The organism is Arthrobacter globiformis (assembly GCF_003261175.1).
Classification (GTDB): Bacteria; Actinomycetota; Actinomycetes; order Actinomycetales; family Micrococcaceae; genus Arthrobacter; species Arthrobacter globiformis_A.
The window spans coordinates 23,157-49,242 of the sequence record NZ_QLNP01000062.1 but is presented as its reverse complement, the minus strand read 5'-3'; the positions used below and the strand labels follow the sequence as shown (position 1 = coordinate 49,242).

The 26,086-nt window shown below is 65.4% G+C and carries 26 protein-coding genes and 2 pseudogenes; 16 read left to right on the top strand and 12 right to left on the bottom strand.

The genetic code is table 11. The features are described 5' to 3' along the window. The first annotated feature begins 13 nt into the window (after positions 1-13). A pseudogene (locus DBZ45_RS04490) lies at positions 14-1,445 on the top strand (amino acid permease). Between the two features lie 83 nt (positions 1,446-1,528). On the opposite strand, the gene DBZ45_RS04485 reads toward DBZ45_RS04490, so the two are convergent. Together DBZ45_RS04485 and DBZ45_RS04480 are read right to left on the bottom strand one after the other, a co-directional pair. Continuing rightward, on the bottom strand, positions 1,529-2,107 hold the full coding sequence (locus tag DBZ45_RS04485; protein ID WP_146617449.1) for a hypothetical protein: 579 nt from the start codon (positions 2,105-2,107) through the stop codon (positions 1,529-1,531). 2 nt (positions 2,108-2,109) lie between these two features. After that, complete coding sequence (locus DBZ45_RS04480; RefSeq protein ID WP_146617448.1) at positions 2,110-2,817, bottom strand: hypothetical protein; 708 nt, start codon at positions 2,815-2,817, stop codon at positions 2,110-2,112. 337 nt (positions 2,818-3,154) lie between these two features. On the opposite strand from DBZ45_RS04480, the gene DBZ45_RS04475 reads away from it, so the two are divergent. Genes DBZ45_RS04475 through DBZ45_RS04465 form a run of 3 tightly spaced genes read left to right on the top strand, consistent with a single transcriptional unit; the run spans position 3,155 to position 5,562 of the window. Beyond that, positions 3,155-4,102, top strand: coding sequence for a fumarylacetoacetate hydrolase family protein (locus DBZ45_RS04475; RefSeq protein ID WP_111902749.1), 948 nt, complete (start codon positions 3,155-3,157; stop codon positions 4,100-4,102). A 12-nt stretch (positions 4,103-4,114) separates the two neighbouring features. Further along, a complete protein-coding gene (locus DBZ45_RS04470) occupies positions 4,115-4,861 on the top strand; it encodes an SDR family NAD(P)-dependent oxidoreductase (RefSeq protein WP_111902985.1) in 747 nt (248 codons plus the stop codon). A 29-nt stretch (positions 4,862-4,890) separates the two neighbouring features. Then, the gene (locus DBZ45_RS04465; protein ID WP_111902748.1) at positions 4,891-5,562 is read left to right on the top strand and encodes a FadR/GntR family transcriptional regulator; all 672 of its coding nucleotides are present in this window, start codon (positions 4,891-4,893) and stop codon (positions 5,560-5,562) included. A 78-nt stretch (positions 5,563-5,640) separates the two neighbouring features. Here DBZ45_RS04465 and DBZ45_RS04460 read toward each other — a convergent pair whose 3' ends face one another. The 3 genes from DBZ45_RS04460 to DBZ45_RS04450 form a co-directional block, all read right to left on the bottom strand. Beyond that, positions 5,641-6,861 carry a fumarylacetoacetate hydrolase family protein gene (locus tag DBZ45_RS04460; protein WP_111902747.1) on the bottom strand — a complete coding sequence of 407 codons (1,221 nt, stop codon included), beginning with the start codon at positions 6,859-6,861 and terminating at the stop codon, positions 5,641-5,643. Beyond that, positions 6,861-8,327, bottom strand: a complete 1,467-nt coding sequence (locus tag DBZ45_RS04455; protein WP_111902746.1) for an aldehyde dehydrogenase (NADP(+)) — start codon at positions 8,325-8,327, stop codon at positions 6,861-6,863. Before DBZ45_RS04455 ends, DBZ45_RS04460 begins: the two co-directional genes overlap by 1 nt. A 124-nt stretch (positions 8,328-8,451) precedes the next feature. Beyond that, a complete protein-coding gene (locus DBZ45_RS04450) occupies positions 8,452-9,168 on the bottom strand; it encodes a GntR family transcriptional regulator (RefSeq protein WP_111902745.1) in 717 nt (238 codons plus the stop codon). A gap of 228 nt (positions 9,169-9,396) precedes the next feature. Here DBZ45_RS04450 and DBZ45_RS04445 point away from each other — a divergent pair, with 228 nt between their 5' ends. The 5 genes from DBZ45_RS04445 to DBZ45_RS04425 all read left to right on the top strand — a co-directional run bounded on the left by DBZ45_RS04445 (position 9,397) and on the right by DBZ45_RS04425 (position 14,020). Then, on the top strand, positions 9,397-10,236 hold the full coding sequence (locus DBZ45_RS04445; protein WP_111902744.1) for a transporter substrate-binding domain-containing protein: 840 nt from the start codon (positions 9,397-9,399) through the stop codon (positions 10,234-10,236). A gap of 86 nt (positions 10,237-10,322) precedes the next feature. Next, entirely contained in the window at positions 10,323-10,994 is a 672-nt protein-coding gene (locus DBZ45_RS04440; protein ID WP_111902743.1) for an amino acid ABC transporter permease, read from the top strand. Beyond that, positions 10,987-11,676, top strand: coding sequence for an amino acid ABC transporter permease (locus DBZ45_RS04435; RefSeq protein ID WP_111902742.1), 690 nt, complete (start codon positions 10,987-10,989; stop codon positions 11,674-11,676). Before DBZ45_RS04440 ends, DBZ45_RS04435 begins: the two co-directional genes overlap by 8 nt. 14 nt (positions 11,677-11,690) lie before the next feature. After that, complete coding sequence (locus DBZ45_RS04430) at positions 11,691-12,413, top strand: amino acid ABC transporter ATP-binding protein (protein WP_111902741.1); 723 nt, start codon at positions 11,691-11,693, stop codon at positions 12,411-12,413. A gap of 68 nt (positions 12,414-12,481) precedes the next feature. Continuing rightward, positions 12,482-14,020 carry a UxaA family hydrolase gene (locus DBZ45_RS04425; protein WP_223256919.1) on the top strand — a complete coding sequence of 513 codons (1,539 nt, stop codon included), beginning with the start codon at positions 12,482-12,484 and terminating at the stop codon, positions 14,018-14,020. Between the two features lie 22 nt (positions 14,021-14,042). On the opposite strand, the gene DBZ45_RS04420 is transcribed toward DBZ45_RS04425, so the two are convergent. Continuing rightward, a complete protein-coding gene (locus DBZ45_RS04420) occupies positions 14,043-14,765 on the bottom strand; it encodes a GntR family transcriptional regulator (protein WP_223256918.1) in 723 nt (240 codons plus the stop codon). Between the two features lie 218 nt (positions 14,766-14,983). Between DBZ45_RS04420 and DBZ45_RS04415 the strand changes: the two genes are divergently transcribed. The 5 genes from DBZ45_RS04415 (at position 14,984) to DBZ45_RS04395 (ending at position 19,945) form a co-directional block, all read left to right on the top strand. After that, on the top strand, positions 14,984-16,306 hold the full coding sequence (locus DBZ45_RS04415) for an L-fuconate dehydratase (RefSeq protein WP_111902739.1): 1,323 nt from the start codon (positions 14,984-14,986) through the stop codon (positions 16,304-16,306). Between the two features lie 99 nt (positions 16,307-16,405). Then, positions 16,406-17,431: a zinc-dependent alcohol dehydrogenase gene (locus DBZ45_RS04410; RefSeq protein ID WP_111902738.1), complete on the top strand. Its 1,026-nt coding sequence runs from the start codon at positions 16,406-16,408 to the stop codon at positions 17,429-17,431. Further along, the gene (kduD, locus tag DBZ45_RS04405) at positions 17,428-18,198 is read left to right on the top strand and encodes a 2-dehydro-3-deoxy-D-gluconate 5-dehydrogenase KduD (protein ID WP_111902737.1); all 771 of its coding nucleotides are present in this window, start codon (positions 17,428-17,430) and stop codon (positions 18,196-18,198) included. Before DBZ45_RS04410 ends, kduD begins: the two co-directional genes overlap by 4 nt. Continuing rightward, positions 18,195-18,863 carry a bifunctional 4-hydroxy-2-oxoglutarate aldolase/2-dehydro-3-deoxy-phosphogluconate aldolase gene (eda, locus tag DBZ45_RS04400; RefSeq protein WP_111902736.1) on the top strand — a complete coding sequence of 223 codons (669 nt, stop codon included), beginning with the start codon at positions 18,195-18,197 and terminating at the stop codon, positions 18,861-18,863. The genes kduD and eda overlap by 4 nt, the downstream gene beginning before the upstream one ends. After that, entirely contained in the window at positions 18,863-19,945 is a 1,083-nt protein-coding gene (locus DBZ45_RS04395) for a sugar kinase (RefSeq protein ID WP_111902735.1), read from the top strand. The genes eda and DBZ45_RS04395 overlap by 1 nt, the downstream gene beginning before the upstream one ends. 19 nt (positions 19,946-19,964) lie before the next feature. Here DBZ45_RS04395 and DBZ45_RS04390 read toward each other — a convergent pair whose 3' ends face one another. From DBZ45_RS04390 to DBZ45_RS04375, 5 genes and pseudogenes are all read right to left on the bottom strand, one after another. Next, the gene (locus tag DBZ45_RS04390; protein WP_262982848.1) at positions 19,965-21,263 is read right to left on the bottom strand and encodes a glycoside hydrolase family 15 protein; all 1,299 of its coding nucleotides are present in this window, start codon (positions 21,261-21,263) and stop codon (positions 19,965-19,967) included. Between the two features lie 42 nt (positions 21,264-21,305). After that, a pseudogene (locus DBZ45_RS23370) lies at positions 21,306-21,812 on the bottom strand (trehalase-like domain-containing protein); the annotation flags it as partial. 35 nt (positions 21,813-21,847) lie between these two features. Further along, a complete protein-coding gene (locus DBZ45_RS04385) occupies positions 21,848-22,324 on the bottom strand; it encodes a hypothetical protein (RefSeq protein ID WP_111902733.1) in 477 nt (158 codons plus the stop codon). A gap of 179 nt (positions 22,325-22,503) precedes the next feature. Continuing rightward, positions 22,504-22,899 carry a type II toxin-antitoxin system VapC family toxin gene (locus tag DBZ45_RS04380; RefSeq protein WP_111902732.1) on the bottom strand — a complete coding sequence of 132 codons (396 nt, stop codon included), beginning with the start codon at positions 22,897-22,899 and terminating at the stop codon, positions 22,504-22,506. After that, positions 22,896-23,162, bottom strand: coding sequence for a type II toxin-antitoxin system Phd/YefM family antitoxin (locus DBZ45_RS04375; RefSeq protein WP_111902731.1), 267 nt, complete (start codon positions 23,160-23,162; stop codon positions 22,896-22,898). The genes DBZ45_RS04380 and DBZ45_RS04375 overlap by 4 nt, the downstream gene beginning before the upstream one ends. A gap of 190 nt (positions 23,163-23,352) precedes the next feature. On the opposite strand from DBZ45_RS04375, the gene DBZ45_RS04370 reads away from it, so the two are divergent. Together DBZ45_RS04370 and DBZ45_RS04365 are read left to right on the top strand one after the other, a co-directional pair. Next, positions 23,353-24,687 (top strand): sensor histidine kinase, encoded by a 1,335-nt coding sequence (locus tag DBZ45_RS04370; RefSeq protein WP_111902730.1) that lies wholly within the window; start codon positions 23,353-23,355, stop codon positions 24,685-24,687. Next, positions 24,680-25,363, top strand: a complete 684-nt coding sequence (locus DBZ45_RS04365; protein ID WP_111902729.1) for a response regulator — start codon at positions 24,680-24,682, stop codon at positions 25,361-25,363. Before DBZ45_RS04370 ends, DBZ45_RS04365 begins: the two co-directional genes overlap by 8 nt. 163 nt (positions 25,364-25,526) lie before the next feature. Here DBZ45_RS04365 and DBZ45_RS04360 read toward each other — a convergent pair whose 3' ends face one another. Beyond that, a complete protein-coding gene (locus tag DBZ45_RS04360) occupies positions 25,527-25,913 on the bottom strand; it encodes a TfoX/Sxy family protein (RefSeq protein ID WP_111902728.1) in 387 nt (128 codons plus the stop codon). Positions 25,914-26,086 lie beyond the last annotated feature (173 nt).

Here is a 26,086-nt window from a genome sequence, read left to right as displayed (position 1 = left end):
CAGAGGACTCCTAATGGAACAACAGACAATGACGTCTGCCCCGGCGCTTGGCGCCGCCCTGAAACCCCGCCAGCTCACAATGATGGGACTCGGAAGCGCCATTGGCGCCGGTCTCTTCATCGGTTCGGGCGCCGGCATCCAGGCCGCCGGCCCGGCGGTGCTGATCTCCTACCTGGTGGCCGGCACCCTCATCATCCTCGTGATGTGGGCCCTTGGTGAGATGGCAGCCGCCAACCCGGACAGCGGCGCCTTCTCCGTCTATACCGCCCGCGCATTCGGGCCCGTTGCCGGTGCCACCGTGGGCTGGCTCTGGTGGCTGCAACTGGTGGTTGTCATCGCGGCGGAAGCGCTGGGTGCGGCAGGCCTGCTTTCCACCATCTTCCCCGAATTGCCGGTGTGGCTGATGGCCTTCGTGTTCATCGCTGTGCTCACCGCCGTGAACCTCACCCGGGTGAAGAACTTCGGCGAATTCGAATTCTGGTTCGCGCTGCTCAAGGTGGCCGCAATCGTCGGTTTCCTCCTCATCGGCGTCGCGCTCCTGTTCGGCTGGCTACCGGGAGTCCCGTCGCCGGGCCTAGCCAACTTCAACTTCACTGGAGGCGGTTTCGCCCCGCACGGATTCGCCGGAATCGCGACGGCGCTCTTCGTGGTGGCTTTCGCCTTCGGCGGCACCGAGATTGTCTCGGTGGCGGCAGCCGAAACCCAGGATCCTGCCCGCAGCGTTGGAATGGCCGTCCGCACCGTGCTCTGGCGCATCCTCGTCTTCTACATCGGCGCGATCTTCATCATCGCGGCCGTGGTTCCCGTGGGTTCGGCGGGCCTGAAGAGCCCGTTCGCTGCTGTGCTGGACGCCGCAGGCATGCCTGGCGCAGCAACCGCCATCACCTTCGTTGCTGTCGCGGCACTGCTCTCGGGCCCTCAATGCCAACCTCTACGGAGCCTCCCGGATGGCGTTCTCCCTCGCCGAGCGGGGTGAAGCCCCGCGCGTCCTCGCCTCCCTGTCCAAGGCCCGGGTCCCGGTGGTCGCAGTCCTGGCCAGCGTCTCCTTTGGCGTCGTGACGGCCGTGCTCGAGGTGGCCTTCCCGGAGAAGGTCCTTCCCCTCCTGCTGAACATCGTGGGCTCGACGTCCCTGCTGGTTTGGGCTTCCGCCCTGCTCGCCCAACTAGCACTGCGTCTCCGCGCCGACCGTGAGGGAACTTTCCTTCCGCTGCGGATGGCGGGCTTTCCCTGGCTGACGGGTATTGGCCTGCTCATTCTCGCGGCCATCTTCACGGTGGGCTTCATCGGTGAGGATTCCCGTCCCCAGCTTCTGAGCACGTTCGCCCTCGTGGCCCTCCTGGCGGTGGCGAACCGGCTGCACCACCGTTCCATGAACCGTTCCGCCAAGGCCCCGGGCCATGTCGAGTCCCCAGAGCGTGTCGAACCTCCGGTGCTTATCGACTGATCCCGGCTGGGGGATACCGCGCAAAATGGAGGGCGCGTCCGGCCTGGCCGGGCGCGCCCTCCTGCGCTGTTCTGGCTCTTGCGCTACGAGGCGGCCAAGTTGAAGCCGGGATCGGTGGTGGCGGTCTCGAGGAGCCGGTCGAAGCTGCGGATGCCGTAATCCGGCGGGGTGGCTGCGATGACGATCCTTTTGGTGGTGACTGCATCGGCTTTCGGCTTGGCATTCTGCTTTGCCTTCGGTGGGCGCTGCGTGACGACCAACAGGCGCAGGCCGGACACGCCGTTCACCGACAGTGGCAGGCTCTCGCCGTCGAGGAGCAGTGAGCGGAGACCGTCAGCCGAGAGCTGCTGGGTCCGGTCCGCCGTCAGTTCAAGAACCACGTCATTGACGGTCCCGGTCAGCCGCTGCAGGAACGCCCGCTCGCTCGAACTTTTGGCCCGGATGCCCAGCGTGGTGAAGGCGGTGGCGAAGAGCGCGACAAACAGCATGGTGGCGCCGACGTCCCGAAGGCCGGGTACAAAGAGCATCAGGATCAGGCACACAACGAACCCGACGACGGAAAACCGGCCGAACATGGCGCCCGCTTCCTCGCCCGGCCTGCCCGTCCATTGCTTGGAAGTGAAGCTGCAGACTTCCCGGGAGTGGGTGGGTGGAGTTGGCATGATCAGTTCCCTTTCACTTCCAGCAGGGCCTCGGCCAGAATGATTGCTTCCCGCGCTTCGCGAAGGCTTTCCCGAAGGCCCGGATCCGGAAAACCGAGGCTGGTGCCGTCTGGGGCGACGGCAAGGTCATCGGCGACCTTCCGCAGATTGTCCCGCTCCAGCGCGAGCATCCGCGACGACGTCAGCTTGACTCTGCTTTTCTCCAGCTCAAACAGCGACGTGTTGATCCGGTCCCGGCGCGCACGGATCGCGCGGCACACTCCCTGCACGCGCTGCACGCGGCTGGTGAACATCCGCTCCATCTTGGCTGCAACGTCACGAAGTTCCCGGAGCGTGCTGTATCTCCGCGCCTCATGCGGTCCGCTGTGCCGGGCCAGGAGCTGGCTGATGAGCGAGAGGCGCTGACCCCACAGCTCAAGCCCTGTCTGGTTCTGGACCAAGAGCAGTTCCGCAGCGCCGAGGGCCGTGGCCAAAGCATCCCGCCGCGGACTCAGCTTGCCGGCTGCTGCATCCAGCCGCGCAATGAACTCTCCGTAGTTGTCGAGCGCGGGGCTTTCCTCCCGGCTGGCCACCGCCATGGTGGGCGGGGCAGGCAGGCCGTTGGCCGCCGTCGGGCTTTCCTTCGGTGTTCCGATCCGTGGGGGAGCCGGCGGCTTTCGCGGCGGTACGGCGCGGGGTTCTGATCCGGAATCAGGTGCGCCGTCACTCATGATCAATCGTCCCCGTTCATGATCCGTCCAAGGCAGCCTCACACCGCCGCGAACGAAGCAGGAGCGCCCGCGCACCTGCCTGTGAATGCTCATTCTAAAGCGCCGCGCGGGCGTTGTCTGCGGGTCGGCTGCGGGTGTCTGGCGAAGATCCACCGGAACTTTGTGCGGAAACATCCGATGTCTGCCCTTGCTGCGTGCCGCAAAAACAGTAGAATCAACAGCAACGTCACCACAACAAGCCGTCACCACCGCCTGAGAACTCCGATGTCTTCCGTCCCCCGGTAGGGAAGCGACACCTCAGGCACACGGTGCGGCCGACCGAAGGGATACAACAAGAGTGAAGATTGCGCGGCTGGGCCCAGCAGGACACGAGATACCCGTCGTCTACGCGCCGGCGGGGAACGGCGACGAGGAGGCGTATGACGCCAGCAGCGTCACCGCGGACATCGACGGCGCCTTCCTGGCTGCCGACGGTGTCGGGCGGCTTCGCTCCGCCCTCGCGGCAGGCGCCCTGCCTGTCCTGCCCGGGGCCTCCGGCCTGCGGACAGGAGCGCCGCTCGCCCGGCCCAACAACCTGATCTGCATCGGCATGAACTATGCTGCCCACGCCGCAGAGTCGGGGGCCGCTGCGCCCGAGACCCCGGTGGTATTCCTGAAGCCGAACAACACCGTCGCCGGTCCCTATGACGACGCCCCGATTCCGCCGGGCAGCCGCAAATACGACTGGGAAGTGGAATTGGGCATCGTTATCGGCAGGGAGGCAAGCTACCTGGGCACGCCCGCGGAAGCCATGGCCGCCGTCGCCGGTTACCTCGTGGCCAACGACCTCTCCGAACGCGAGTACCAGCTTCCGGGCGCTGCCGGGCAGTGGACCAAGGGCAAATCGCTCCCCAAGTCCACGCCGCTGGGGCCGTGGCTGGTCCCGGCTGACGAGGTGGACGCCGGCAACCTCCGCCTGCGCAGCTGGGTGAACGGGGAAGAGCGCCAGGATTCGAACACCGCGGACCTGATCTTCGACGTCGCCACCGTGGTGCACCACGTGAGCCAGTACATGCTGCTGGAACCGGGCGACGTCATTCTCACCGGCACTCCGGAAGGCGTGGCCCTCTCCGGCCGCTTCCCCTACCTGCAGGAGGGCGACGTCGTTGACCTCGAGATAGCGGGCCTTGGCCGGCAGCGCCAGACCTACGTGCCGACGCCCGCGCCGCAAGCGGCAGTCCGCACCGAAGCCGCGGATCCGCACCGCTACGCAGAAGCCGCCGCCAGCCCCGGCACGGAGGCCTAAGTGGGCCCGGACATGAGAGGGCTCGTCGCCGTCGTCACCGGCGGGGCATCCGGGATCGGAGCCGCCATATCCGCCCGCCTGCAGGAGTGCGGTGCCACTGTTGCCGTGCTGGACCTCAACCCCACCGGCCTGCCGGACGGCCAACACGGCCTGGTCTGCGACATCTCCGACGACGCCTCCGTCCGGTCTGCCATCGGGAAGGTGCAGAACTCGTTTGGCCGGCTCGATATCGTCATCAACAACGCCGGCGCGGGCGCCCTTGGTACCGTCGAGGACAACGACGACGCCGAATGGCACCGCGTCTGGGACATCAACGTCGTGGGCATGGTCCGGGTCACCCGCGCCGCGCTGCCGCTGCTGCGCCAGTCGCCGTCCCCCGCCATTGTGAACACCTGCTCCATTGCCGCCACCGCCGGGCTGCCCCAACGCGCCCTCTACAGCGCCACCAAGGGCGCCGTACTCTCCCTCACCCAGGCCATGGCTGCGGACCACCTGCGCGAAGGTATCAGGGTCAACTGCGTTAACCCCGGCACCGCTGACACGCCTTGGGTGGGGCGGTTGCTGGACGCCGCTGCCGATCCCGACGCCGAACGCGTGGCCCTGAACGGCCGTCAGCCGCACGGCCGGCTCGTCACGGCGGACGAAGTCGCGGGAGCCGTTGTCTATCTGGCCAGCCCTCTTTCCGGCTCCACGACGGGTACGTCCATAGCGGTCGACGGCGGCCTCCAGGCACTGCGGCTGCCGGCCCGGGCGCTGTAGGCAGTGATCAACCCGACGGGGGGAGCCCCATGACCGTAACGGATGAAGCCATTCTGAAGATCAAGGAAATGATCCTCGGGGGACAGCTCAAGGCGGGGGAGCGGCTGCCCCCGGAGAAGGAACTCAGCGAACAGCTCGGCCTGTCCCGGAGCTCCCTGCGGGAGGCGGTCAAGGCGCTGGAAATTATCCGGGTACTTGATGTGCGCCGCGGCGACGGTACGTATGTGACGAGCCTCGAGCCACGGCTGCTGGCCGAAGCCGTCGCCTTCGTCACGGACCTGCACCAGGACACCTCGGTACTCGAGCTTTTCGAGGTTCGCCGGATCCTGGAGCCGGCCGCCGCAGCCATTGCTGCCCGCCGGATCAGCGGTGACCAGCTGGCCATGCTGAAAGCCAGCATGGCCACGGTCCGGAACGACACCTCAGTGGAGGACCTCGTGGCCCACGACCTCGAATTCCACCGGATCATCGCCCAGGCCAGCGGCAACAGCTACCTTGCGAGCCTCCTTGACGGACTCTCCGGCCGCACCGTGCGGGCCAGGATCTGGCGTGGCCTGACCGAGGAACGCGCGGTTGCACGCACCATTGACGAGCATGCGGCCATCGCGGCGGCCCTGGGCGCGGGCGACAGCGAGCTCGCCCGGTCGCTGCTGACCGTGCACATCTCCGGCGTCGAAAACTGGCTCCGCGAAGCGATCTAAGCGCCCCCGGTAAGCGGTGCCGAGGGAGCGGCTGGGGCCGGTGCCGCGTCACCGCGGCACCGGCCCCAGCCGTCCCTGTCAGTCCGCGCCGGCAGGCAGGAGCCTGTTCGCGTCATCCTTAACGCGGTGGAGATAGCCCAGCAGGTCACGGATGCCGTAATTCCACCGGGGCAGCTCCTCCGTAGGTCCCACCGTGTTGATCAGCGTTCCCAGATGCGAGCTGGAAATCTCCACGGTGTCGCCCATGTGGTGGGTGAAACCCCGGCCTGGCTCATCCCGGTCCTGCGTGGGGGCGAAGAGGGTACCTGTGTACAAAGCGAAGCCGTCCGGATACTGGTGGTGGTCGCCGTGCGTGGCCGAAATCAGCTCCTCGAAGCTGCGGCTGATCCGGCCGGCGCTGCTGCTCCCGGCCAGTTCATAACCCTCCGGGCCCTGGACCCTAAGCAGAATTTCCTCGGTGCGCAGGGTGTCCAGCGTGAAGTCCTCGTCAAACAGGCGGATGAAGGGTCCCAGCGCGCTGGACGCGTTGTTGTCCTTGGCCTTCCCCAGCAGCAGCGCGCTGCGGCCCTCCACATCGCGCAGGTTCACGTCGTTGCCGAGCGTTGCTCCCACCGCCGCTCCGCGCGAGGTGACCAGCAGCACCAGCTCCGGTTCCGGGTTGTTCCAGGACGAGAAGGAAGGAATCCCGATCATCGCGCCTGTCCCGACCGATGAGAGCACAGGTGCCTTGGTGAAGACCTCAGGGTCCGGGCCTATGCCCACTTCGAGGTACTGGGACCAGAGCCCCTCCTCTATCAGGACTTTCTTGGCTTCGACGGCTTCTTTGGAGCCGGGCCGGACTCCTGCCAGGCTTCCGCCAAGGGCTGCACCGACGCGGTCCCGTATCTTTGCCGCCTGCTGCGGATTGCCGCCGGCCCGTTCCTCGATGACCCGCTCGATCATGCTGTCCACGAAGGTCACGCCGCATGCCTTAATGACCTGCAGATCTACCGGCGCCAGCAGATGGGAGCGCTCGGCGTCCCTGGACATAGTTGCGTCGATGAGGTCAGCTGTGCGCCAGCGGGGAGTGGTCATGCCGGCTCTGACGTCACTGAGCAAGGTCCTGGATTCCAGCAGATCCGACACGGTGGCCGAGAGGGGCTGGAGATCGAAGGCGTCTTCGCCACGGAAAGCCGCGACGCGCGGGCCACCGGTTTCAACGTCCCAGACACGTCCAATCAGCAGGGCGTTCCCGGCGTCCCGGGGGAGCACTTCCCTCATCGTCAGGCGTTGCGCGGGATTGGCGTCGGGAGTAGTCATCAGGCATCCACCTTTGGCTGCGGCCGGGTCCACGCCCCGTTGATGCGTTGCGGGACCGACCATGGGTTTGTGTCTTGCAATGGTTCCGGCAGCCGCGAGGCCGGGAAATCCTGGTGGGCCACCGGACGCATGAAGCGCCGGATGGCGGCCGTCCCCACGGACGTGGTGGCCGACGTCGTGGCCGGGTAGGGGCCGCCGTGGTGCTGGGCAAAACTGACGGTGACGCCGGTGGGCCAGCCGTTCCAGAGAACCCGTCCACTGATGTCGGCAAGCCGGGCGCCGAGGTCGCTGACGTCGTCGTCCGCTTCGGCCTGCAAAGTGGTGGTCAGCTGGCCCTCGAGCAGTTCCGCCAGGGCGGTCAGCTCGGATTCTTCCCGGTATTCAACCATGAGGCTGGCCGGGCCGAACATTTCCTGGCGCAGCAGCTCGGGCTGCTCGAAGACATCCGCGCTGGCCACGCGCAGCACAGTGGGCATCGGGGCGGAATCGAAAGTGCCCTCGACCAGCAGCTCAACTCCTGGCTGTCCGGAAACCTCCTTGACGGCGTTGCGGTAGCCTTCGTGCAGCCGTTCGGTGAGCAGCGGCGCCGGCTCGAAGTCCGCGAACGCTGCGCGCAGCAGCTCGGCAGCTTCCGCCGTCGCCCCCGCGGGGACAAAGAGGAGGCCTGGTTTGGTGCAGAACTGCCCCATGCCCAGGCTGAGTGACGCCGCGTAGCCGCTCAGGATACTGTCCCGGCGCGCCCACCAGGCCTTTTCGGTCACGAACACGGCATTGATGCCGCCAAGTTCTCCATAGAAGGGGATCGGTTCCGCCCTGGCGAAGGCCCGCTCCGCCAGCGCACGTCCCCCCGCCGTGGAGCCGGTGAAGCCAATGGCTTTCACCAGCGGATGGTCTACGAGCGCCTCGGCCGCGGCCCGGCCCGTGACCAGGGTGAAGAGGCCGGCGGGAGCTCCGGCCTGTCGGAGGCCGCGCTGCACTGTTTCAGCCGTGCGCAGGGAGAGTCCAAGGTGCCCCTCGTGTGCCTTGTAAACAACGGAGCAACCGGCCGCGAGGGCCGATGCGCTGTCCCCGCCCATGACGCTGAAGGCAAACGGGAAGTTGGATGCGCCGAAGACGCCCACCACACCCAGCGGGACGTTCATCCGCCGCAGGTCCGGCCGGGGGCCCATCCCCCAGCTTGGATCCGCGTGGTCGATGGTTGCGTCCAGGTGCTCACCCGAACGGATTTCGGCGGCGAACAGCCTCAGCTGGAAAACGGTGCGCTTCAGCTCTCCCTGGAGTCTGGCCACACCGAGGTTGGTCTCGCGGGCGGCCAGCGGGACCAGGACATCGGCATCCTCTTCGAGGGCCCCGGCCACCGCCTCCAGCCATCCCGCCCGGGTGGTCAAATTGGCGCGGCGCCCCAGCAGGAACGCGGCGTGGGCCGTCTCAACGGCCGTGTTCAGCTCCGGGACACTGGTGCTCACTGTGCGGCCTCATTGCCGGGTGCGGTGGAAATGGTCATTGCCATGAAGTCTCTGTCTCCTGGGGGAAATCGGATCATATATGGATATAAAGCATCATATAGAGGATGTGGTGCGGATCAAGGGGTCAGGGGGTTATTCGTCCGACGGCGGCACTCGGTGATGCGGCGGATCCGGCGCCGAAGGCGCGCGCGAAGCGGTGGAAGGAGTTGCGGAGGTGCTCGCTCATGGCCTCCTCGGCCGCGGCCGGATCCGCGGCGGCGATTGCATCGCGAATGCCCCGGTGCTCCGTCAGGGTGATCCGCCCGTCCAGGTCCGGCGGGTAGAGCCGGAACATGTGCAAGTGGCAGTGCGTCTGGACATAGGCCTGCTGGACCACCGGGTTGCCCGCGGAGGACAGGATCAGGTCGTGGAAGCGTGCGTCGTGGGCCAGCAGATCCTGACTTGCGTTAGCCGTGTCATCAACCTGGAGCTCGAGCACCTTGAGCTCGGCCCGCAATGCGGCCGAAGGGTTCGACAGCCGGTCCACCGCCGCAGACCGCGCTGCCCAGGGCTCAACCAGGAGGCGGAACTCGAAGAGGGAACGCAGTTCCGCCAGGCTCAACAGGGGAGTCGTGCTGTAACCCCGGCCCGGGTTGTACACCAGCAGGTTGTCGCCCTCCAGATGCTGCAGGGCTTCGCGGACCGGGGTCTGGGAAACTCCGAGGCGCCGGGACTCGGCGTCGATATTAATGCGCGTACCCGGAGCGATATCGCCATCCAGTATCGACTGGCGAAGAGCCGAATACACGTCGCTCGCGGCGACCTTAGCCATCGATACGTCACTTGCAATTGATGCCGTCATTCGCCCCTCCTTTCAGTAGCCGTCGAGATTATGGGGCCTTCGCGGGCTGGGGCCCTTGTTGGCCGGCCGCCGGCGGTCCGCCTGAGCCGGGGGGTTGACCTACGTCACAATGTATATATGATACAACGTATTCCTACAGGATCGCCCACGGATTAAACGGATGGCGATCCCGGAAAGCTGTCTCAAGTCCGCTTCCGCCTCGCAGTAAATAATCACCAGGAGAAACTCATGTTCAGAGCAACGCCGAAGTTGCTTCTTGTTCCGGCTGTCGCCTTGGCCCTTACCTTGGGGGGCTGCTCGTCCGGCGGCGCCTCGAACGCACCGGGTGCCACCACGGGTGCCGTCGCTGACAGCCACCTCACGAAGATTCTCAAATCCAAAACCGTCAGGATCGCCGTAAGTGCCGACTCCCCGGGATACGGCGTCATGAATTCAAACGGCACCCACGAGGGTTTCGACATCGACGTCGCAAACGCACTCGGCGAGTCGCTCGGCGCAAAGGTCGAGTTCGTTACGGCCACGAATGAAAGCCGCATCCCGCTGCTGCAGACCGATAAGGCTGATGCCGTGATTGCGACCTTCACCGCATCGGATGCGCGCGCCCAGGTGGTGGACATGTCCGAGCCGTATGCAGCGAGCTCCACCGTTTTCATGGTGCCCGCGGGAAGCGCCATCTCCAATTACGAGGGCCTCAACGGCAAATCGGTCGCCACGTCGCGGGGAAGCGTGGGCGAGCAAATCCTCAAGGCCAGCTTCCCCAACGTCAAGATCACCGGGTTCAACACAACCGCCGACTCCATCCAGGCGCTCAAGAGCGGCAAGGTCGACGCGCTGATTGAAAACAACGCCATTGTCGGCGGGCTCGTGAAGAAGGACCCGGCAGCGTTCCAGGTCCTCAAGGGTGACCCGATCAAGCCGGCCCTGTTCTCCATTGGGGTCAAGCAGGGAGACCAGACCTGGCTCAACTACCTCAACAATTTCCTGCGGAACTACAACATTTCCGGAAAGAACGAGGCCTCCCTGCAGAAGTGGTTCGGGCTGTCCCTGCCGCCCTTCCTCGCCCACTAGAAAGCATTCGAACGCGTCCCTGGGCGTGGGTGGATGACGTTCAGTCTCCACCCACCCCAGCCGTTCATGGATAGGATCCTTTGCTCATGGCTCTATATTTCGGAGACCTTCTCCCGTACAGCTCGCTATTACTCGAGGGGCTATGGACGGCCTTGTACATCACGCTCGTGGCCATGCTGGCGGGCAGCGCCCTCGGCGTTCTCCTGTACCTGGGGAAGGTCGGGGCCCGAAAACCACTCAGCATCCTGTGCACCTGCTACATCGAGGCCATCCGCAACACACCTCTGCTGGTACAGCTGTACCTGATCTACTTCGGCCTCCCCGCCCTGGGCATCAACCTCGAGCCCGTCTTGGCGGCCCTCATCGGCCTGACCCTGAACAACGCCGCATACACGGCGGAAATCTACCGGGCCGGGTTCGAATCGGTGCCGCACGGCCTGCGCGAAGCCGGTAAGGCGCTCGGCATGAAGCCCGCACAGATCGTGCAGTACATCGTGTTGCTGCCTGCCACCCGCAACGTTTTTCCCGCCCTGACCAACCAGCTCATTCTGCTGTTTTTGGCCTCGTCGATTGGATCCATCATCTCGCTTCCCGAATTGACCAACGCGATCATGAGCGTCAGCAACACAACGTACCGAACCATCGAGGTGCTCGCCGTCGGCGGGCTGCTCTACCTCGGGGTGTCCGCACTGATGTCGTTGGCCTCGAAGCGGGCCGAAACGACGCTGTTCCGGTGGGCGGTGGGCACCCATGTTTAGGGATTTCGGTTGGCAGGATCTGGTTCCGCTGGCGGAAGGGGCCTGGCTGACCATCCAGCTGTGTGCCGTATCCGGGATTCTTGGAGTCATCTTCGGGCTGGTCCTGGGCATCGCCCGGACCTCCCCGAGCCGAATCGCCCGGTGGATCAGCACCATTTACATCAGCTGCGTACGGGGCATTCCCGTTCTGGTCATCATCTTCTTCGTCTTCTTCGGGATCCCGTTGCTGTTTCCCGGCCTCGAACCGGACAAGTTCTCCTCCGCCGTCATCGCCCTGACCTGCTTCGCCGCAGCCTACGTGGCCGAGATCGTGCGCGGCAGCATCGAAGCCGTGGCCAAGGGGCAGAGCGAAGCAGCGGATGCCCTCGGCCTCAACTACTGGCGGAAGCTGCGGTACGTCATTCTTCCCCAGGCCGTGAAGATCATGGTGCCCCCGGGCATCGGCTTCCTCATCGGACTGGTCAAGGACTCGTCGCTGGTCACGGTCACCGGCCTGCTCGAACTGACCCATGCGGGAAACGTGGTCACCAACCTGACCGGTGACCCCATCAAGACGTTCCTGGTGGTCGCGGCCATGTACTTCGTCATTTGCTACGGCATATCCCTGCTCGGCCGGCTGTACGAGAAGCGCACCGGCGTCCACGTCGACCCCCTCAAACTTCCAGAGCCCGCGGGCGTTTAGATCGGAATACCCCAGTGATTTTTGTTGAGAATTTGAATAAGAAGTTCGGGCCGAACCATGTGCTCAAGGGAATTGACTGCCACATCCGCGAGCGCGAGGTGGTGTGCGTCATCGGCCCCTCCGGTTCCGGCAAAAGCACCTTCCTGAGGTGCATGAACGGCCTGGAGACAATCTCGTCCGGCAGCATCGTCATCAACAAGCACCGGCTGGACGATTCGAAGACCAATATCAACCTCGTCCGGCAGGAGGCGGGAATGGTCTTCCAGCACTTCAACCTGTTCCCGCACCTGAAGGTCATCGACAACGTCATGCTTGCCCCGCTCAAGGTCGCCAAGACCTCGAAGGAAGAAGCGCGCGCCAAGGCCGAGATGCTGCTGGCGAAGGTGGGCCTGGCGGAGAAAATGGACGCCTTCCCGGGGAACCTGTCGGGTGGTCAGCAGCAGCGTGTCGCCATAGCGCGCGCCCTGGCCATGGATCCCAAAATCATGCTCTTCGACGAGCCCACCTCGGCCCTCGACCCCGAGATCGTCGGTGAAGTGCTGGCCGTGATGAAGGACCTCGCGCAGGAGGGCATGACCATGGTTGTCGTCACCCACGAAATGGGGTTCGCCCGGGAAGTGGCGGACCGGGTGATCTTCATGGATCAGGGCCGGATCGTCGAGGAAGGCACGCCGGAGGAGATCTTCTCCACGCCGCAGCACGGACGAACCCAGGGATTCCTGAGCAAGGTTCTCTAGCCCTGTCCAGCCCACCGACGACCAAACATGAAGTCGTCCTGCCGAAACATCGAACAAAGGTTTATCCCGTGACCGCTGTCATTGCGCCCCTCATCCACCTTCACACTGAAGACAACGTGGCCATCACCACCCAAGACATGGAGGTGCCCTCAAAGGCCAGTGCGGGCGACCAACTGGTGACGCTGGCGGCTGCGGTTCCGCGCAGCCACAAGGTTGCCGTGCGGGACATCGCCAAGGGCGAGGCAGTCCGCCGCTACGGGCAGATCATCGGTTTCGCCCGGTCGGACATCAGCACCGGGGACCACGTTCACCTGCACAACCTTGACTACAAGGAGTTCGACCGCGAGTACGAGTTCTGCGTGGACGCCAGGGATGAGCCTGTATTGCCCCTGAGCGAGCGGGCAACCTTTCAGGGCTACGTCCGCTCGGATGGCAAGGTGGGAACCCGGAACTACATTGGCGTCCTGAGCACGGTCAACTGTTCCGCCACGGCAGCGAGCCAGATCGTCCAGCGCCTCCGGTATTCCGGTGTGCTGGATCAGTACGAGAACATCGACGGCATCGTTGCACTGACGCATGGCACCGGATGCGGCATGGCCCAGGAGGGCGAGGGGATGGACATCCTCCGCCGCACCATGCGCGGGTACCTGACCCACCCCAATTTCGGTGGTTTCCTGGTGCTGGGCCTTGGCTGCGAGGACAACCAGATCAATCAACTGACCCGGGACGTTCAGCTCCGCCCGGACCTGCCAATCGTGTATTCGACGATTCAGGAGCTGGGCGGAACGTCGAAGACCATTGCCGCCGGCATCAGTTGGCTCACCGGCATGCTGGGGCAGGTCAACGCGTCGCAGCGAACCACCGTCCCGGCGTCCGAACTCATTCTCGGAACCAACTGCGGCGGCTCCGATGCCTACTCCGGCATCACGGCCAATCCTGCCCTCGGCAACGCCGTGGACCGTCTGGTCCATCAGGGAGGAACGGGGATCGTCGGAGAAACCCCCGAAATCTACGGCACCGAGCACATGCTTGTCCGGCGGGCGGCCACGGAGGCCGTGGCCAACAAGCTGCTGGCGCGCATCGACTGGTGGCGCGACTACACCGCCAAAAACTCGGGGTCAATGGACAACAACCCGTCTCCCGGCAACAAGGCTGGCGGCCTCACCACCATTCTCGAAAAATCCCTGGGCGCCGTGGCCAAGGGAGGTACCACCACCCTTGCCGACGTCGTGGAGTACGCGGAACCTGTCACTTCCAAGGGCTTCGTCTTCATGGACACCCCGGGCCATGATCCCGTTTCGGTCACCGGCATCGTGGCCGGCGGGGCCAACCTCGTCTGCTTCACGACCGGCCGCGGATCAGCGTTCGGCTGCGCTCCCGTGCCCAGCATTAAACTCGCAACGAACACCGAACTCTATGACCGCATGACCGAGGACATGGACATCAACTGCGGTGGCGTGGCGGACGGCACCACCACCATCGAGGACCTGGGGGAGGAAATTTTCAGGACGATCCTCGACGTTGCCTCGGGAACCCATACCAAGAGCGAGGACTTCGGCTACGGCGACAAGGAATTCGTTCCATGGATGGTCGGTACGGTGATGTAGCCGTGCCCGGGATGCGGCGGTGCTAGCGCTGGAGCCGGAGGGGTAGCCGCTTAGTGTGTGCCAGCGCTGTTGGTCCGGCACCGACATCAAAGGCCACGGAAAACCGTCCGAATGAGTTTTTGATGTGGTCGGACATGGCCAGCTCAGCCAGCTCCGGATCGGCGCTGGCGACGGCGGTGGCAATGCGCCGATGCTCATCGATCGTGTCAGCCCTGTAGAGGTCCCGGGGATACAAACGGAATATGTGCAGGTGGCAGTGGGTCTGTGCGTAGGCCTGACCGATGACCGGGTTTCCGGTTGCCGTCAAAATCAATTCGTGGAAACGCGCATCGTGCGCCACCATGTCCTGACGCAGGTCCTGGTCCGGAGCTGCTGTATCGACGAACTTCTCCACCTCCTGGAGGAGCTGGGCTCCGGGATTGGACAGCCTGTCAACTGCTACCGCCCGGGCCGCCCAAGGTTCGACGAGCAGCCGGAACTCAAAGAGGTCATGCAGGCCCTGAAGGTCCAGCAGGGCCGTGGTGCTGTATCCCCTGCCCGGCGAGTAGTTGATCAAGTTGTCGCCTTCCAGGCGCTGCAAGGCTTCCCGAACCGGTGTCTGGGATACGCCGAAGGTCCGCGAAATGGCCTCGATATTGATCCTCGAGTCCGGCGCGATTTCCCCCGACATGATGGCGGCACGGAGCAGCGTGTACACCTCGCTCGTAGGGACCTTGGCTTGGTCTGCGGGAGTCCTTTTTGGCACCAAACCCCTCCGTCTCTCTCCATAAGTGTGGCCTAGACGAGCATATGTGATGGGGTGCTGCCCGGCGCCACCAGCGGCGGGGCACCAGCGTTTCTGCCCAACAGGAATGACTAATTCCTTGACGCGCATCACACTCTATATATAATTATGGATATTCCTATAGGATCGCGGTACCGAACGCCTCACCGCACTCACCAGTTCATTCGTAAGGAATCAAAATGACAGTCATTACCGGGGTCGACGTAGTAGACGTTCGCTTCCCCACATCGCTGACCGCGGACGGCTCCGACGCCATGAACAAGGACGGCGACTACTCCGCCGCCTACGTTGTCCTCCGCACCGACGACCCGCAGCTCGCCGGCTACGGGTTCACCTTCACGATTGGCCGCGGCAACGATCTTTGTGTCGCCGCCGCCGAGCAGCGTGCGTTGCCGTTGATTGGACGGAGCGTTGAAGAGATCACGTCGGATCTTGGCGGCATCTACCGCGAGCTGCAGTCCGACTCCCAGCTGCGCTGGCTCGGCCCGGAAAAAGGCGTCATTCACCTTGCCCTCGCCGCGGTCATGAACGCAGTGTGGGACCTGGCGGCACGCCGGGCCGAAAAACCGCTGTGGAAGCTGCTGGCGGACATGACACCGGAAGAACTGGTCAACGCCGCCGACATGCGTTACCTTTCGGACGCGCTCACCCGCGAGGAAGCACTGCAGCTGCTGAGGAACCTCGAGGGAACCCGCAAAGACCGGATCGCGCAGCTGGATGCGTCCGGATACCCCTCCTACACCACCTCTGCCGGCTGGCTCGGCTACTCCGACGACAAACTTCGCATGCTCTGCCAGGAGGCCGTGGACTCGGGATACCGCCACATCAAGCTGAAGGTCGGCGCCGACCTTCAGGACGACATCCGCCGCTGTTCGATCGCCCGCGACGTCATCGGTGACGACGCCCACCTGATGATCGACGCCAACCAGGTCTGGGACGTTCCGGAGGCCATCGAATGGGTCAGCGCCCTGGCCGAGTTCAAGCCGCTGTGGATCGAAGAGCCCACCAGCCCCGACGACATCCTCGGGCATGCAGCGGTGCGGAAGGCCGTGGCGCCGATCGGGGTGGCCACGGGCGAACACGGAATGAACCGTGTCCTGTTCAAGCAGTTGTTCCAGGCCGGCGCCATTGACTACTGCCAACTGGACGCCTGCCGGCTGGGCAGCGTCAACGAGGTACTCTCCGTGCTGTTTATGGCAGCGAAATTCGGGGTTCCGGTCTGTCCGCACGCAGGCGGCGTGGGCCTCTGCGAACTGGTGCAGCACCTGTCGATCTTCGACTTCGTGGCCGTCTCGGGAAGCCTCGAGGGGCGGGTGACCGAGTTCGTGGACCACCTCCACGAGCATTTCGTCGATCCCTGCATCGTGCGCGACGGTGCGTACGTGCTTCCGTCACGTCCCGGCTACAGCGCCGAGATGTTCGAGACCACCCTTGCGGAGTTCTCGTACCCCGCGGGCTCGTACTGGAGCAAAGCCAGCAACGCGGCTCCCGTCAGCGTCTAAGTCATCCGCGGGGCCGGGCCGGTCCCGGCCCCGCACAGCCTCCCAGCACCCGCACAGCCTCCCAGCACCCGCACAGCCTCCCAGCAAAGGAAGAAAGCCATGCCAGCGGCAACCTATATCGGCAACAGCACCATTAACATCGTCGAAAGCACTCAACGCCCGCCCGCGCCCGGCGAGGTGCAGATCGACGTGGCCTTCACGGGCATCTGCGGGACAGATCTTCACATTTTGCACGGCAACATGGACTCCCGGGTCAGCTTTCCGGCAGTCATCGGCCACGAAATGTCCGGCCGTATCTCAGCGCTCGGCGACGGCGTCAGCGGCTGGAACCTCGGCGACCCCGTCACGGTGATGCCTCTGGACTGGTGCGGGGACTGCCCCGCCTGCAAGGCCGGGCACCAGCATATTTGCCAGAATCTGAACTTCATCGGCATCGACTCGGCAGGTTCGCTCCAGAAGCAGTGGAACGTCCCGGCGAACGTCCTGGTTAAGCTGCCGGAATCCCTGCGCCTGGATCACGCCGCCCTGGTTGAACCCGTCGCTGTATCGGTCCACGACGTCCGCCGCGCGGAGATTCAGCCGGGGGATAAGGCCGTCGTCATCGGCGGCGGCCCCATCGGTGTCCTCATAGCCACCACCGCCCGGCATGCGGGCGCTGAGGTTGTGGTGCTGGAGCTCGACGGCGACCGCCGCGCCATGATTCAGGAGTTGGGCTTTGAAGTACTCGACCCCCAGGCGCAGGACCAGGTCGAATGGGTCAACACCTGGACAGGGGGCGCCGGTGCCGATGTCGTCTTCGAGGTCTCCGGGGCCGCAGCCGCGGTGCTGGGAGCGACCGCGCTGGCAAAGGTGCGGGGCCGGCTCGTGATCGTGGCCATCCACCCCCAGCCCAGGCCTGTGGACCTTCAGCGAGTGTTTTGGCGCGAACTGACCCTCGTGGGCGCCCGCGTCTACGAACGCCGGGACTTCGAAACGGCGGTGGAGCTGCTGGCCGCCGGCGTGATACCGGCCGACCAAATGATCACCGGAACCGTTCCGCTGGAGCAGACAGCTGATGCTTTCAGCCGCCTCGCCGCCGGGGACGCCATGAAAATCCTCGTGGACTGCCAGGCGGTACCGGCGTGAGCACCCATCCCTTCGACCTGACCGGGAAACTTGCTGTTGTGACCGGCGCGAAACGCGGGCTGGGCCGGGCAATGGCCGAGGCCCTGGCCGCCGCCGGAGCCGACATCATCGGCGTCAGCGCAACGCTGGAGTCCGAGGGCAGCCAGGTTGCGCAGGCGGTTGAGTCACACGGGCGCAAATTCAGCGCCCGCACTGTCGACTTTTCTGACCGGGACGCGGTGGGCGCCCTTGGGACTGAGCTGGCCGCCATGGAGCGGCCCGTCGACATTCTTGTGAACAACGCGGGCACCATCGAACGGGCGCCCGCGGCAGAGCACCCGGACGAGCTCTGGGACCATGTGCTGCAGGTGAACCTGTCCTCGCAGTTCGTGCTCAGCCGCGCAATCGGCCGGTCCATGATCGAGCGCGGCGCCGGTGGCAAGATCATCTTCACCGCGTCCCTGCTGAGTTTCCAGGGCGGCATCAACGTCCCCGGATATACCGCAGCCAAGTCCGGCATCGCCGGCCTGACTAAGGCGCTGTCCAACGAGTGGGCGGTCCACGGCATCAACGTCAACGCCATCGCACCCGGGTATATCGCCACAGATAACACGGAGGCGCTGCGCAACGATCCGAAACGGTCCCAGGCAATACTGGACCGTATCCCGGCGGGCCGCTGGGGGACTGCCGGCGACATGGCCGGTGCTGCCGTCTTCCTGGCCAGCCCCGCTTCGGACTACGTCTCCGGCACGGTGCTGTCCGTGGACGGCGGCTGGCTGGGACGATGACTCACACTTCAACAGCAACCGTCACGGGCATACTCTCTGAAATCCAGATTGTTCCCGTCGTTGTCCTTGACGACCCTGCCGGGGCGAACGAACTCGCCGATGCGCTCATCGCAGGCGGAATAGCCTGCGCAGAGATCACGCTCCGTACGCCTGCTGGCCTGGAAGCGCTGAAAGGGCTTCGCGGCCGCACCGATCTTCTGCTCGGTGCCGGCACTGTGCTGAACGCCGCGGATGTGGACCTCGCCGCCGATGCGGGGGCGCGATTCATCGTCAGCCCCGGGTTCGGAGCGGACGTCGTTGCACGGTGCCGTGAACGCGGCGTCACAGCCATCCCGGGGGTCGCAACAGCCTCAGAACTTCAGGCGGCGGTAGCCGCCGGCCTCCGGCATGTGAAGTTCTTTCCCGCAGAACAGGCAGGGGGCCTGCCAATGCTCAGCGCACTCGCCGGCCCCTTCCCCGAGGTACGCTTCATGCCCAGCGGCGGCCTACGCCCGGACAATGTGAACACCTATCTCGACCATCCCGCTGTGTTCGCCGCCGGGGGCAGCTGGATGGTTCCCCGTGCCGCGCAGGCTGCTGGCGACTACCAGGAGATTGCCCGGCTGTGCACCGCAACCCGTGCGCAGCTGGCCGAACGCATCCGCCAGGCGCAGGGAGCGAGCTGATGGCTCTGACGGTCAAAGCCGACGCGTCCTATGACGCCGTGGCACTCGGTGAGATCATGCTGCGGCTGGATCCGGGAGCCGGACGGATCCGCACTGCCCGGCACTTCGACGTCTGGGAGGGCGGCGGCGAGTACAACGCCATCCGTGCGCTGAGCCATGTCTTTGGGCAGCGGACAGCGGCCCTGTCAGCACTCGTTGACAATGACATTGGCCATCTCATTGAGGGAATGGCCCGCGCCGGCGGAGTGGACACCTCCCTCATCAAGTGGGTTCCGTACGACGGCCTGGGACGCGATGCCCGGAACGGGCTGAACTTCACCGAACGGGGCTTTGGCATCCGCGGCGCGCGCGGCGTCTCCGACCGCGGAAATACGGCAGTCTCGCAGATGAATTCCGGGGACGTGGACTTCGAGCACCTCTTCGGTGTGCGCGGCGTCCGGTGGTTCCACACCGGCGGAATCTTCGCCGGGCTCTCCGAAAACTCCTGCGCGACGGCGATTGCAGCCATGACGTCCGCTCGGAAGCACGGCACGGTTGTCTCCGTTGACCTCAACTACCGTCCCAGCCTGTGGGCAGGCCACGGGGGCCGGCAGCGCGCGGCCGCCGTATTTACGCAGCTGGCAGAAGCCGCCGACGTCGTTATTGGGGGTGAAACCGATTTTGTCGACAGACTTGGCATCGAGGCTCCCTCCGAGTCCGTGGCCGGAGCGCCGCGTTTCACTGCCATCGCCTCCCGGACACTTGCGCGGTTCCCCAACCTGGGCATGGTGGCTACAACCGTCCGCAACGTCAGCAGTGCCAGCCGCAACGACTGGCACGGCATGTGCCACACATCAGCGACCGGAACCGTCATGTCACGGGAACGGAAAGAACTGGAGATTCTCGACCGGGTTGGAGGCGGCGACGGTTTCTCGTCCGGCCTTATCTACGGCCTGCTTCAAGGACTCCCGGTGCAAGAGGCCGTTGACATCGGGGCGGCCCATGGCGCACTGGCAATGACAACCCCCGGCGACAATTCCATGGCGACCCTGGCGGAGGTCCTGGCCGCGGCCCAAGGACAGCGCGCGTCCACAAACCGGTAAACGCAGGAGCCCGCAATCGTCAGCGCTCCTCCTGGCGACAGGCCCGCGGAAGAAGTGTCATCTCTTTTCCCTGCGCAGCAGCGTCGCGGAGGGCCAGCGCCGCCTGGACCAGCACGGCGTGTGTCAGTGCCTGCGGATAGTTGCCGAGCAAGGCCCCTGAGCCGGGATCAATCTCCTCGCTGAACAGGCCCAGCGGACTTGCGTGCTCCAGCAGGGCCTTGAACATTTCCGCGGCCTCCGTTGCCCGTCCCGTGAGTGCCAGGGCCTGGGCGAGCCAGAACGAGCAGGGCAGAAAAGCTCCCTCATCCCCGGGCAGCCCGTCCTGGCCCGGCGGGTAGCGGTACAGGAAAGGGTAGCCGGCCGAAAGCTCCGACCGCACCGCATCCACCGTGCCGCGCAGGCGGTCCGCGTCCGGCGGCTCGAAGCCGGTCACAGGCAGGATCAGCAGCGCGGAATCGAGATCACCCGAGCCGTACGAGCGGGTGTACGTGTTCTTCGCGGCGTCGAAGCCGTGGATCCTGATGTCGGCGGCGAGTGCTTCCCGCGCGCTTTCCCACCGGCGCCGGCGCCGGGCGCTGATGCGGTGGCTCCGGGCAATGCGGAGCGCCCGGTCCAAGGCCAGCCAGCCCATGATCTTGGAATGCACATGATGCGCCGCGTCAGCCCTGATTTCCCAGATACCGGCGTCGGGCTCCGGCCAGCGCCGGGCCACGAGATCGGTAAAGCCGCGCATGGCCCGCCACGTCTCCGAATTAAGCCGGTGCCCCTGCCGGACGAGGTTCCACGCGGCGTCAAGGACCCAGCCGTAGCCGTCGAGCTGGTGTTGGTGCGCGGCGCCGTTGCCCACCCGCACCGGAGCGCTGCCCGCGTAGCCCGGCCAGCCCTCCAGCGTGCGCTCGCGGGGGACATGCCCTCCGGTCAGTGTCAGCAGCGCCGGCAGCCGGGGCCGCTGCAGCCTGCTCGCGTGCAGGAGCCAGTTCAGGAAGTTCAGGGCCTCGCCGTCTTTGCCCAGCCCGAGGAAAGCGGCGATGCCAATGCTGGCGTCCCGCGGCCACGCGTACCGGTAATCCCAGTTTCGGATGCCGCCCGGGTCCTCCGGCAGGGACGTGGTGGGGGCCGCGACCGGCGCGCCCGAGGGGGAGTAGGTCAGCAGCTTCAGCGTCAGCAGGCTCCGCAGGACTGCTTCGCGGAACGGGACGTCCTCGCTGATGCCTGACGCCCACTCCCGCCAGCGGGCTTCGTCGGCCTCCACCAGATCCCACGCGGTTTCGGGATCGACCCAGACCAGTGGCTCCGTGTACGCCAGGGCGAGCACCATTACCACGGGACGGTCCGGCTCAACGGTGATTGCCGTCGTCGTACCCGGCTCCACCCGCACCCCGCCGCTGACGCCGAGCGACATCGCCAGGGCGCCCCATTCGTAGACCACGTGCCGGTCCTGCCGGACGCGGGGCCGGAGATGGCGCTCGCCGAAGCGGGGGTTAAGTTCGACGGCGGCCTCCGCCGGGGCGCCGTCGGCCTCCAGCCGCCGGATGAGGAGGGTGGTGGGCAGCAGGCGGCCCGATACTTCCGCCACCATTGCTTCGGTGAGTGTCAGCGTGCCGCCGTCGGTGGCCCAGACCGTCTCGAGCGTGGCGGTGTGCGGCCGGTAGCGGCGGACGATTTGCTCCGTGGCCCGGGCGGGGCCGGCGCGGAAGGTGCCCGCGTCCGGGCCGCCGAGCAGGGCACCGAAGACGGGATCACCGTCGAAGGTGGGCGCGCAGAGCCAGTCGATGCCGCCGTCAGCCGAGACCAGGGCGGCCGTGCGTGTGTCTCCCAGCAAGCCGTAGTCGGCAAGGGCGGGGGAGTGCGTGGCCTCCATGGTGCGCCGCCTTCTCTCGCTTGGGTCAGCCTCTCACTGGGTCAGCCGGCAGTGAGCAGCAGCCCGAGCAGTGAGCCGTAGACCAGATGGGCTGTCACGGCCACCGCCGGCGTCTGGATTCCGTAGTTCAGGCCCAGCAGGCCCGGAGGTTCGAGCGCTGCGCGACTGGCCGGACCCGCCCTGGTGCTGGCCATTCTGGGATGGATGCCCGGCAGCAGGGGCAGGATGACGGTCAGGGCGACGGCGACGTGCAGGAGTCCCAGCAGCGCGCCGATCCACCACGTTGCCCGGCCCAGCAGCGCAAACACGGCCGCATAGCCCAGAGCGAAGACCTGCCCTGCCGCGAGGTGGATGAAGAAGCCGGCGATCCGGGCCTTGTCCGGGTCCGGAGTGACCAGGCTGCCCAGGACCAGGGGCAGGTCGAGCCGGGTCCAGCCGGCCATCTGGAAGGCGATCATCACCGCGGTCAGGGCCGTGGTGGCCAGCAGCCCGAACAGCGCCCAGCCTTGCCAGTCCATCTCAACCGCCGGCCTGCTGCGTGGGTGCTGTTTGGGGGTGTACCGCTTTCATGACGCACCTTCTAAAACTAGATTGTCTAATTTTAGAGCGGGGTTTGATGGTGGGCAAGGCCCGACGGCGGATGCTTGGCGGGCGCCCGGTGCTCGCCAACGCTTACAGGATTGAACGCGGGCCGGGGTTAGTTTTTGCCCGGCGACAGGGCGTTGAGTCCGGCGTCGCTTGCCGCCGTGATCAGTTCGACGTCGTAGGCGATCAGGGCATCCACCTGCAACCTGATGGCTGCCGCGAGGTGGATCGCGTCGGCGCTGCGCAGCTTCCCGGGCATCGCGGCCGCGTACATGAGGTCCGAGCGGGCTAGGTCTACAAGGTTGATTCTGTTCAAAACCCTGTTGATCAGCTCGGACGGCAACTGGCGGCGCTTTCCGGCGCAATGCAGCTCGGTGTACAGGAGCATCGAGGCAACCAGCCGGTCGCCCCTATGCGCTGCTGTTGCGAGATACTCGGCGACCGCAGAGGAGTCGGGCTCCTCGACCGCCAGCTTGAGGGCGCCGGACGTGTCTACGTAGATGATCACCGATCGCCACGAAGGTCAGCCAGGATTTCCGGGGTACTTGCTTCTGACTTAACACGGGGCAGGACTGTGAAATCGACAGCGCTTTCTGTGGCCTGACGGACGCTCCCCGACAACAGGAGCCGTTCGAAGGGTGAGGCGGCAGGTGGAATCAAAGTGGCTGCCACTTCACCGTTATTGGTGACGTCGATGGTTTCGCCATTCTTCACGCGCTCAAGGATTTTGCTGCTCTCATTCCGGAGCTCGCGGTGCGGAATTGTCGTCATGATTGCCTCCGTAGCAATCGTAGCACCGGCATCTCACGGCGTCCCGAGCCGGGCCCGATGACCAACACCGATGGACAATTTTCGGTTGTTTCGTCCAGTTCTGGCCTTCGGGATGATTGTTCTGGCTCCCGGGTGGAGATTGGCCGGATATGGCTCTTGGAGCGTGATTGCCGTGGATAGGGTGGCAGGCATGGAACCGATTCTGAAGTTTGCGCGGCATTGGGGCGCCCCGGTGGCGGCCGTCATTTTCTTCTCCCTGTGGTGCGTGGCTGAAGCCGGCAGGATGGCACCCGGTCTTGGGCTGGCGCTGGCCACCTGGTACGGAACATGGCCGCTGGTACTGATCACGCTGTCAATCGCTGCCGCCGCCTGGCTGCCGGTGGCGTCACTGGCGTTGACAGCTTTGCTGCTCGCCGGCCAGTTGGCACATCTCATTCCGCCCATGTACGACAACAACTGGGCGATATACATTGGTTCCTTCGTGGCGCTTGCCTTCATTTCCTGGACGGGCCAGGGCCGGATGCGGCTTGCCGCAGCGGGCGCCAACGTGTTCTTCGCAGCCATCATGGCGTTCCTCCTGCTTTCGTGGAGGTACGGCGCCGGCGTGGGCTGGTTCATTTCCTACGGGGGCGACATGTTGATGCTCCGCCACAACGGTTGGCAACTCTTCGCCCTCCTCGTCCTGATCGCAGCAGCGTGCTTTACCCTCGGTCTTCTGCTGGCCTTCTATCAGGAACGCAGCAGTCTGTTCCGTGCGCGGGACCTTGCCCAGACCACGCTCCGGGCGGCCGAGGTCGACTTGATCGTGGAGCAGGAACGAACCCGCATCGCCCGCGATCTCCATGACGTCCTGGCCCATTCCCTCGCCGTCATTGTAGCTCAGGCTGACGGAACCCGGTACCTAAGCCGCGACCAGCCGAAAGCGGTTCTCAGCGCACTGGAAAATATTGCAGGGTCGGCCCGGACTGCGCTGGTGGACGCCCAGCGGGTCATCGAAGGGGTCCGGGACGACGGCATGGCAGCCCCGCAGCCGCGGCTCAGTGATATCGAGACACTGGTCGAGGGCATGCAGCGGGGCAGCCTGAAGATCCAGTCCAGCGAATCCGGAACCCGTGTTGAGCTTTCAGGCGGGCAGCAGGTGGCGGTGTTCCGCATCGTGCAGGAATGCCTGACCAACGCCCTCAAGCACGGCGGGCGCGGAACGGCTGTCCGCCTCCACTTCGACTGGAGCGGGCCGGGCCTGACCTTGCACGTGGCATCGGAAACGGCGTCCAAGCAACCGGCAGCGGATCCTGCACCGCAGCGGCTCGGCCGAGGCGTTCCCGGGATGCGCGAACGGGCGCACCTGGCAGGCGGCTGGCTGACAGCAGGTCCCGACGGCGAACACTTCCGGGTGACAGCGTTCATCCCTTACGCCGCGGGCGACTCCAATACTGCGGACGAAGGCGGTGCTGGCCAGTTGGTTCTACAGCCCGCTCTCGCGGGGATGTCCGTCACGGCCGGGGAAGCCGACCACCATGGCTGATGCCGCGGCGCGTATCAGAGTCGCCCTGGTCGATGACCAGCCGTTGTTCCGGGCAGGCATCCGCATGCTCGTCGAAAGCCAGAACGACATGGAGTTCTCCGGGGAGGCCGCCGACGGGGAGCACGCCGTGAGCCTGGCGTCCGAACTCCGTCCGGATGTGATGCTCATGGACTTGCGCATGCCTGTACTGGACGGGGTCGGCGCAACCCGCAGGATCATGAGTCTGGCCGAAGCCGAGCACTCCGACAAGCCGAGGATCATTGCGCTGACCACCTTCAACCGCGACCAGGCCGTCGTGGATGCAGTTCAAGCCGGGGCCAGCGGCTACCTTCTCAAGAGCGCCGAGCCGGAGTTTTTGCTGGCCGCCATACGGACCGTCCACTCCGGGTACTCCGTCATCGCACCCGGCTCAGTCCATTCCCTTTTCGAACACGCAGCGAGACGGACGCCTATTGCAGGGCCGGACCTCTCGGTCCTCGATGTCCTCTCCGTCCGGGAGCGGGACGTGTTTCTCCTCGCCGCGAAGGGACTCACAAATGGCGAAATGGCCGAGGGCCTGTTCGTCTCCGAAGCCACTATCAAGACGCACCTCCGCAGCGTGCTTGACAAGCTGGAACTGCGGACCCGTCTGCAGCTGATCGCCTTCGCCCACGAACGCCGGCTCCTCGGCAGCTGATCCCTGACGGAGTCTGTCACCAATAAACCGACGCGGGGTCACATAGCGCCCAATGAAGGCTCCAAATTGGGCGCTTAGTGACCCCGCGTTGCAGTTACTAACGCCCCCGCGCCGATGACCAGAGCGTCGATTTCCTGCGCGGCGGCCGATGACGGGGACATCGCTACTTCTTGGGGGTCCTGGGCTTGGGCTCCTTCGCGGCCTTGGGCGGCAGGCTGGCGACGTACGTGAACGCCTTCTCCGTCCAGGCCCTGGCCCGGGCGTCGTCGCCCTCGCCCTCTTCGTTCCAGATCTCCGGCAGGCCTGTGTACCCGCCCATGGGGCGCTCGGCGGGACCGAAGGGAACTGTGCGCTCCCCGGACTCGAGCGCCTCCCGGTCCTCGTCGGAGAGCTTGATGCCGATGGTCGGCCCGAACAGCCCGGCGAACATGTTGCCGTTGACGAACGCCCCGAGGTTCCCGAACATCGGCTTGATGACCACTTCCGGACGGTCAGGCACCACGGCCCGGAAGTGCTCCTTGTCAGCCTCGGTCGCTTTGGGCATTTCCATCGGTGCGCCTCCGGGTAGCAGGGCTCGGGCAGATGATGTGGGAATGGCGGTGTGCCATCCCATGCCCCGGATCATACGCCCGGCCGCCGGCCCCGGCCACCGCCACGAGCCGGCCCAAAGGCCAGGCAGCCCCGCCAATTTCACCACTCGGCGCTCTGCTGTTTGCCGGCCCG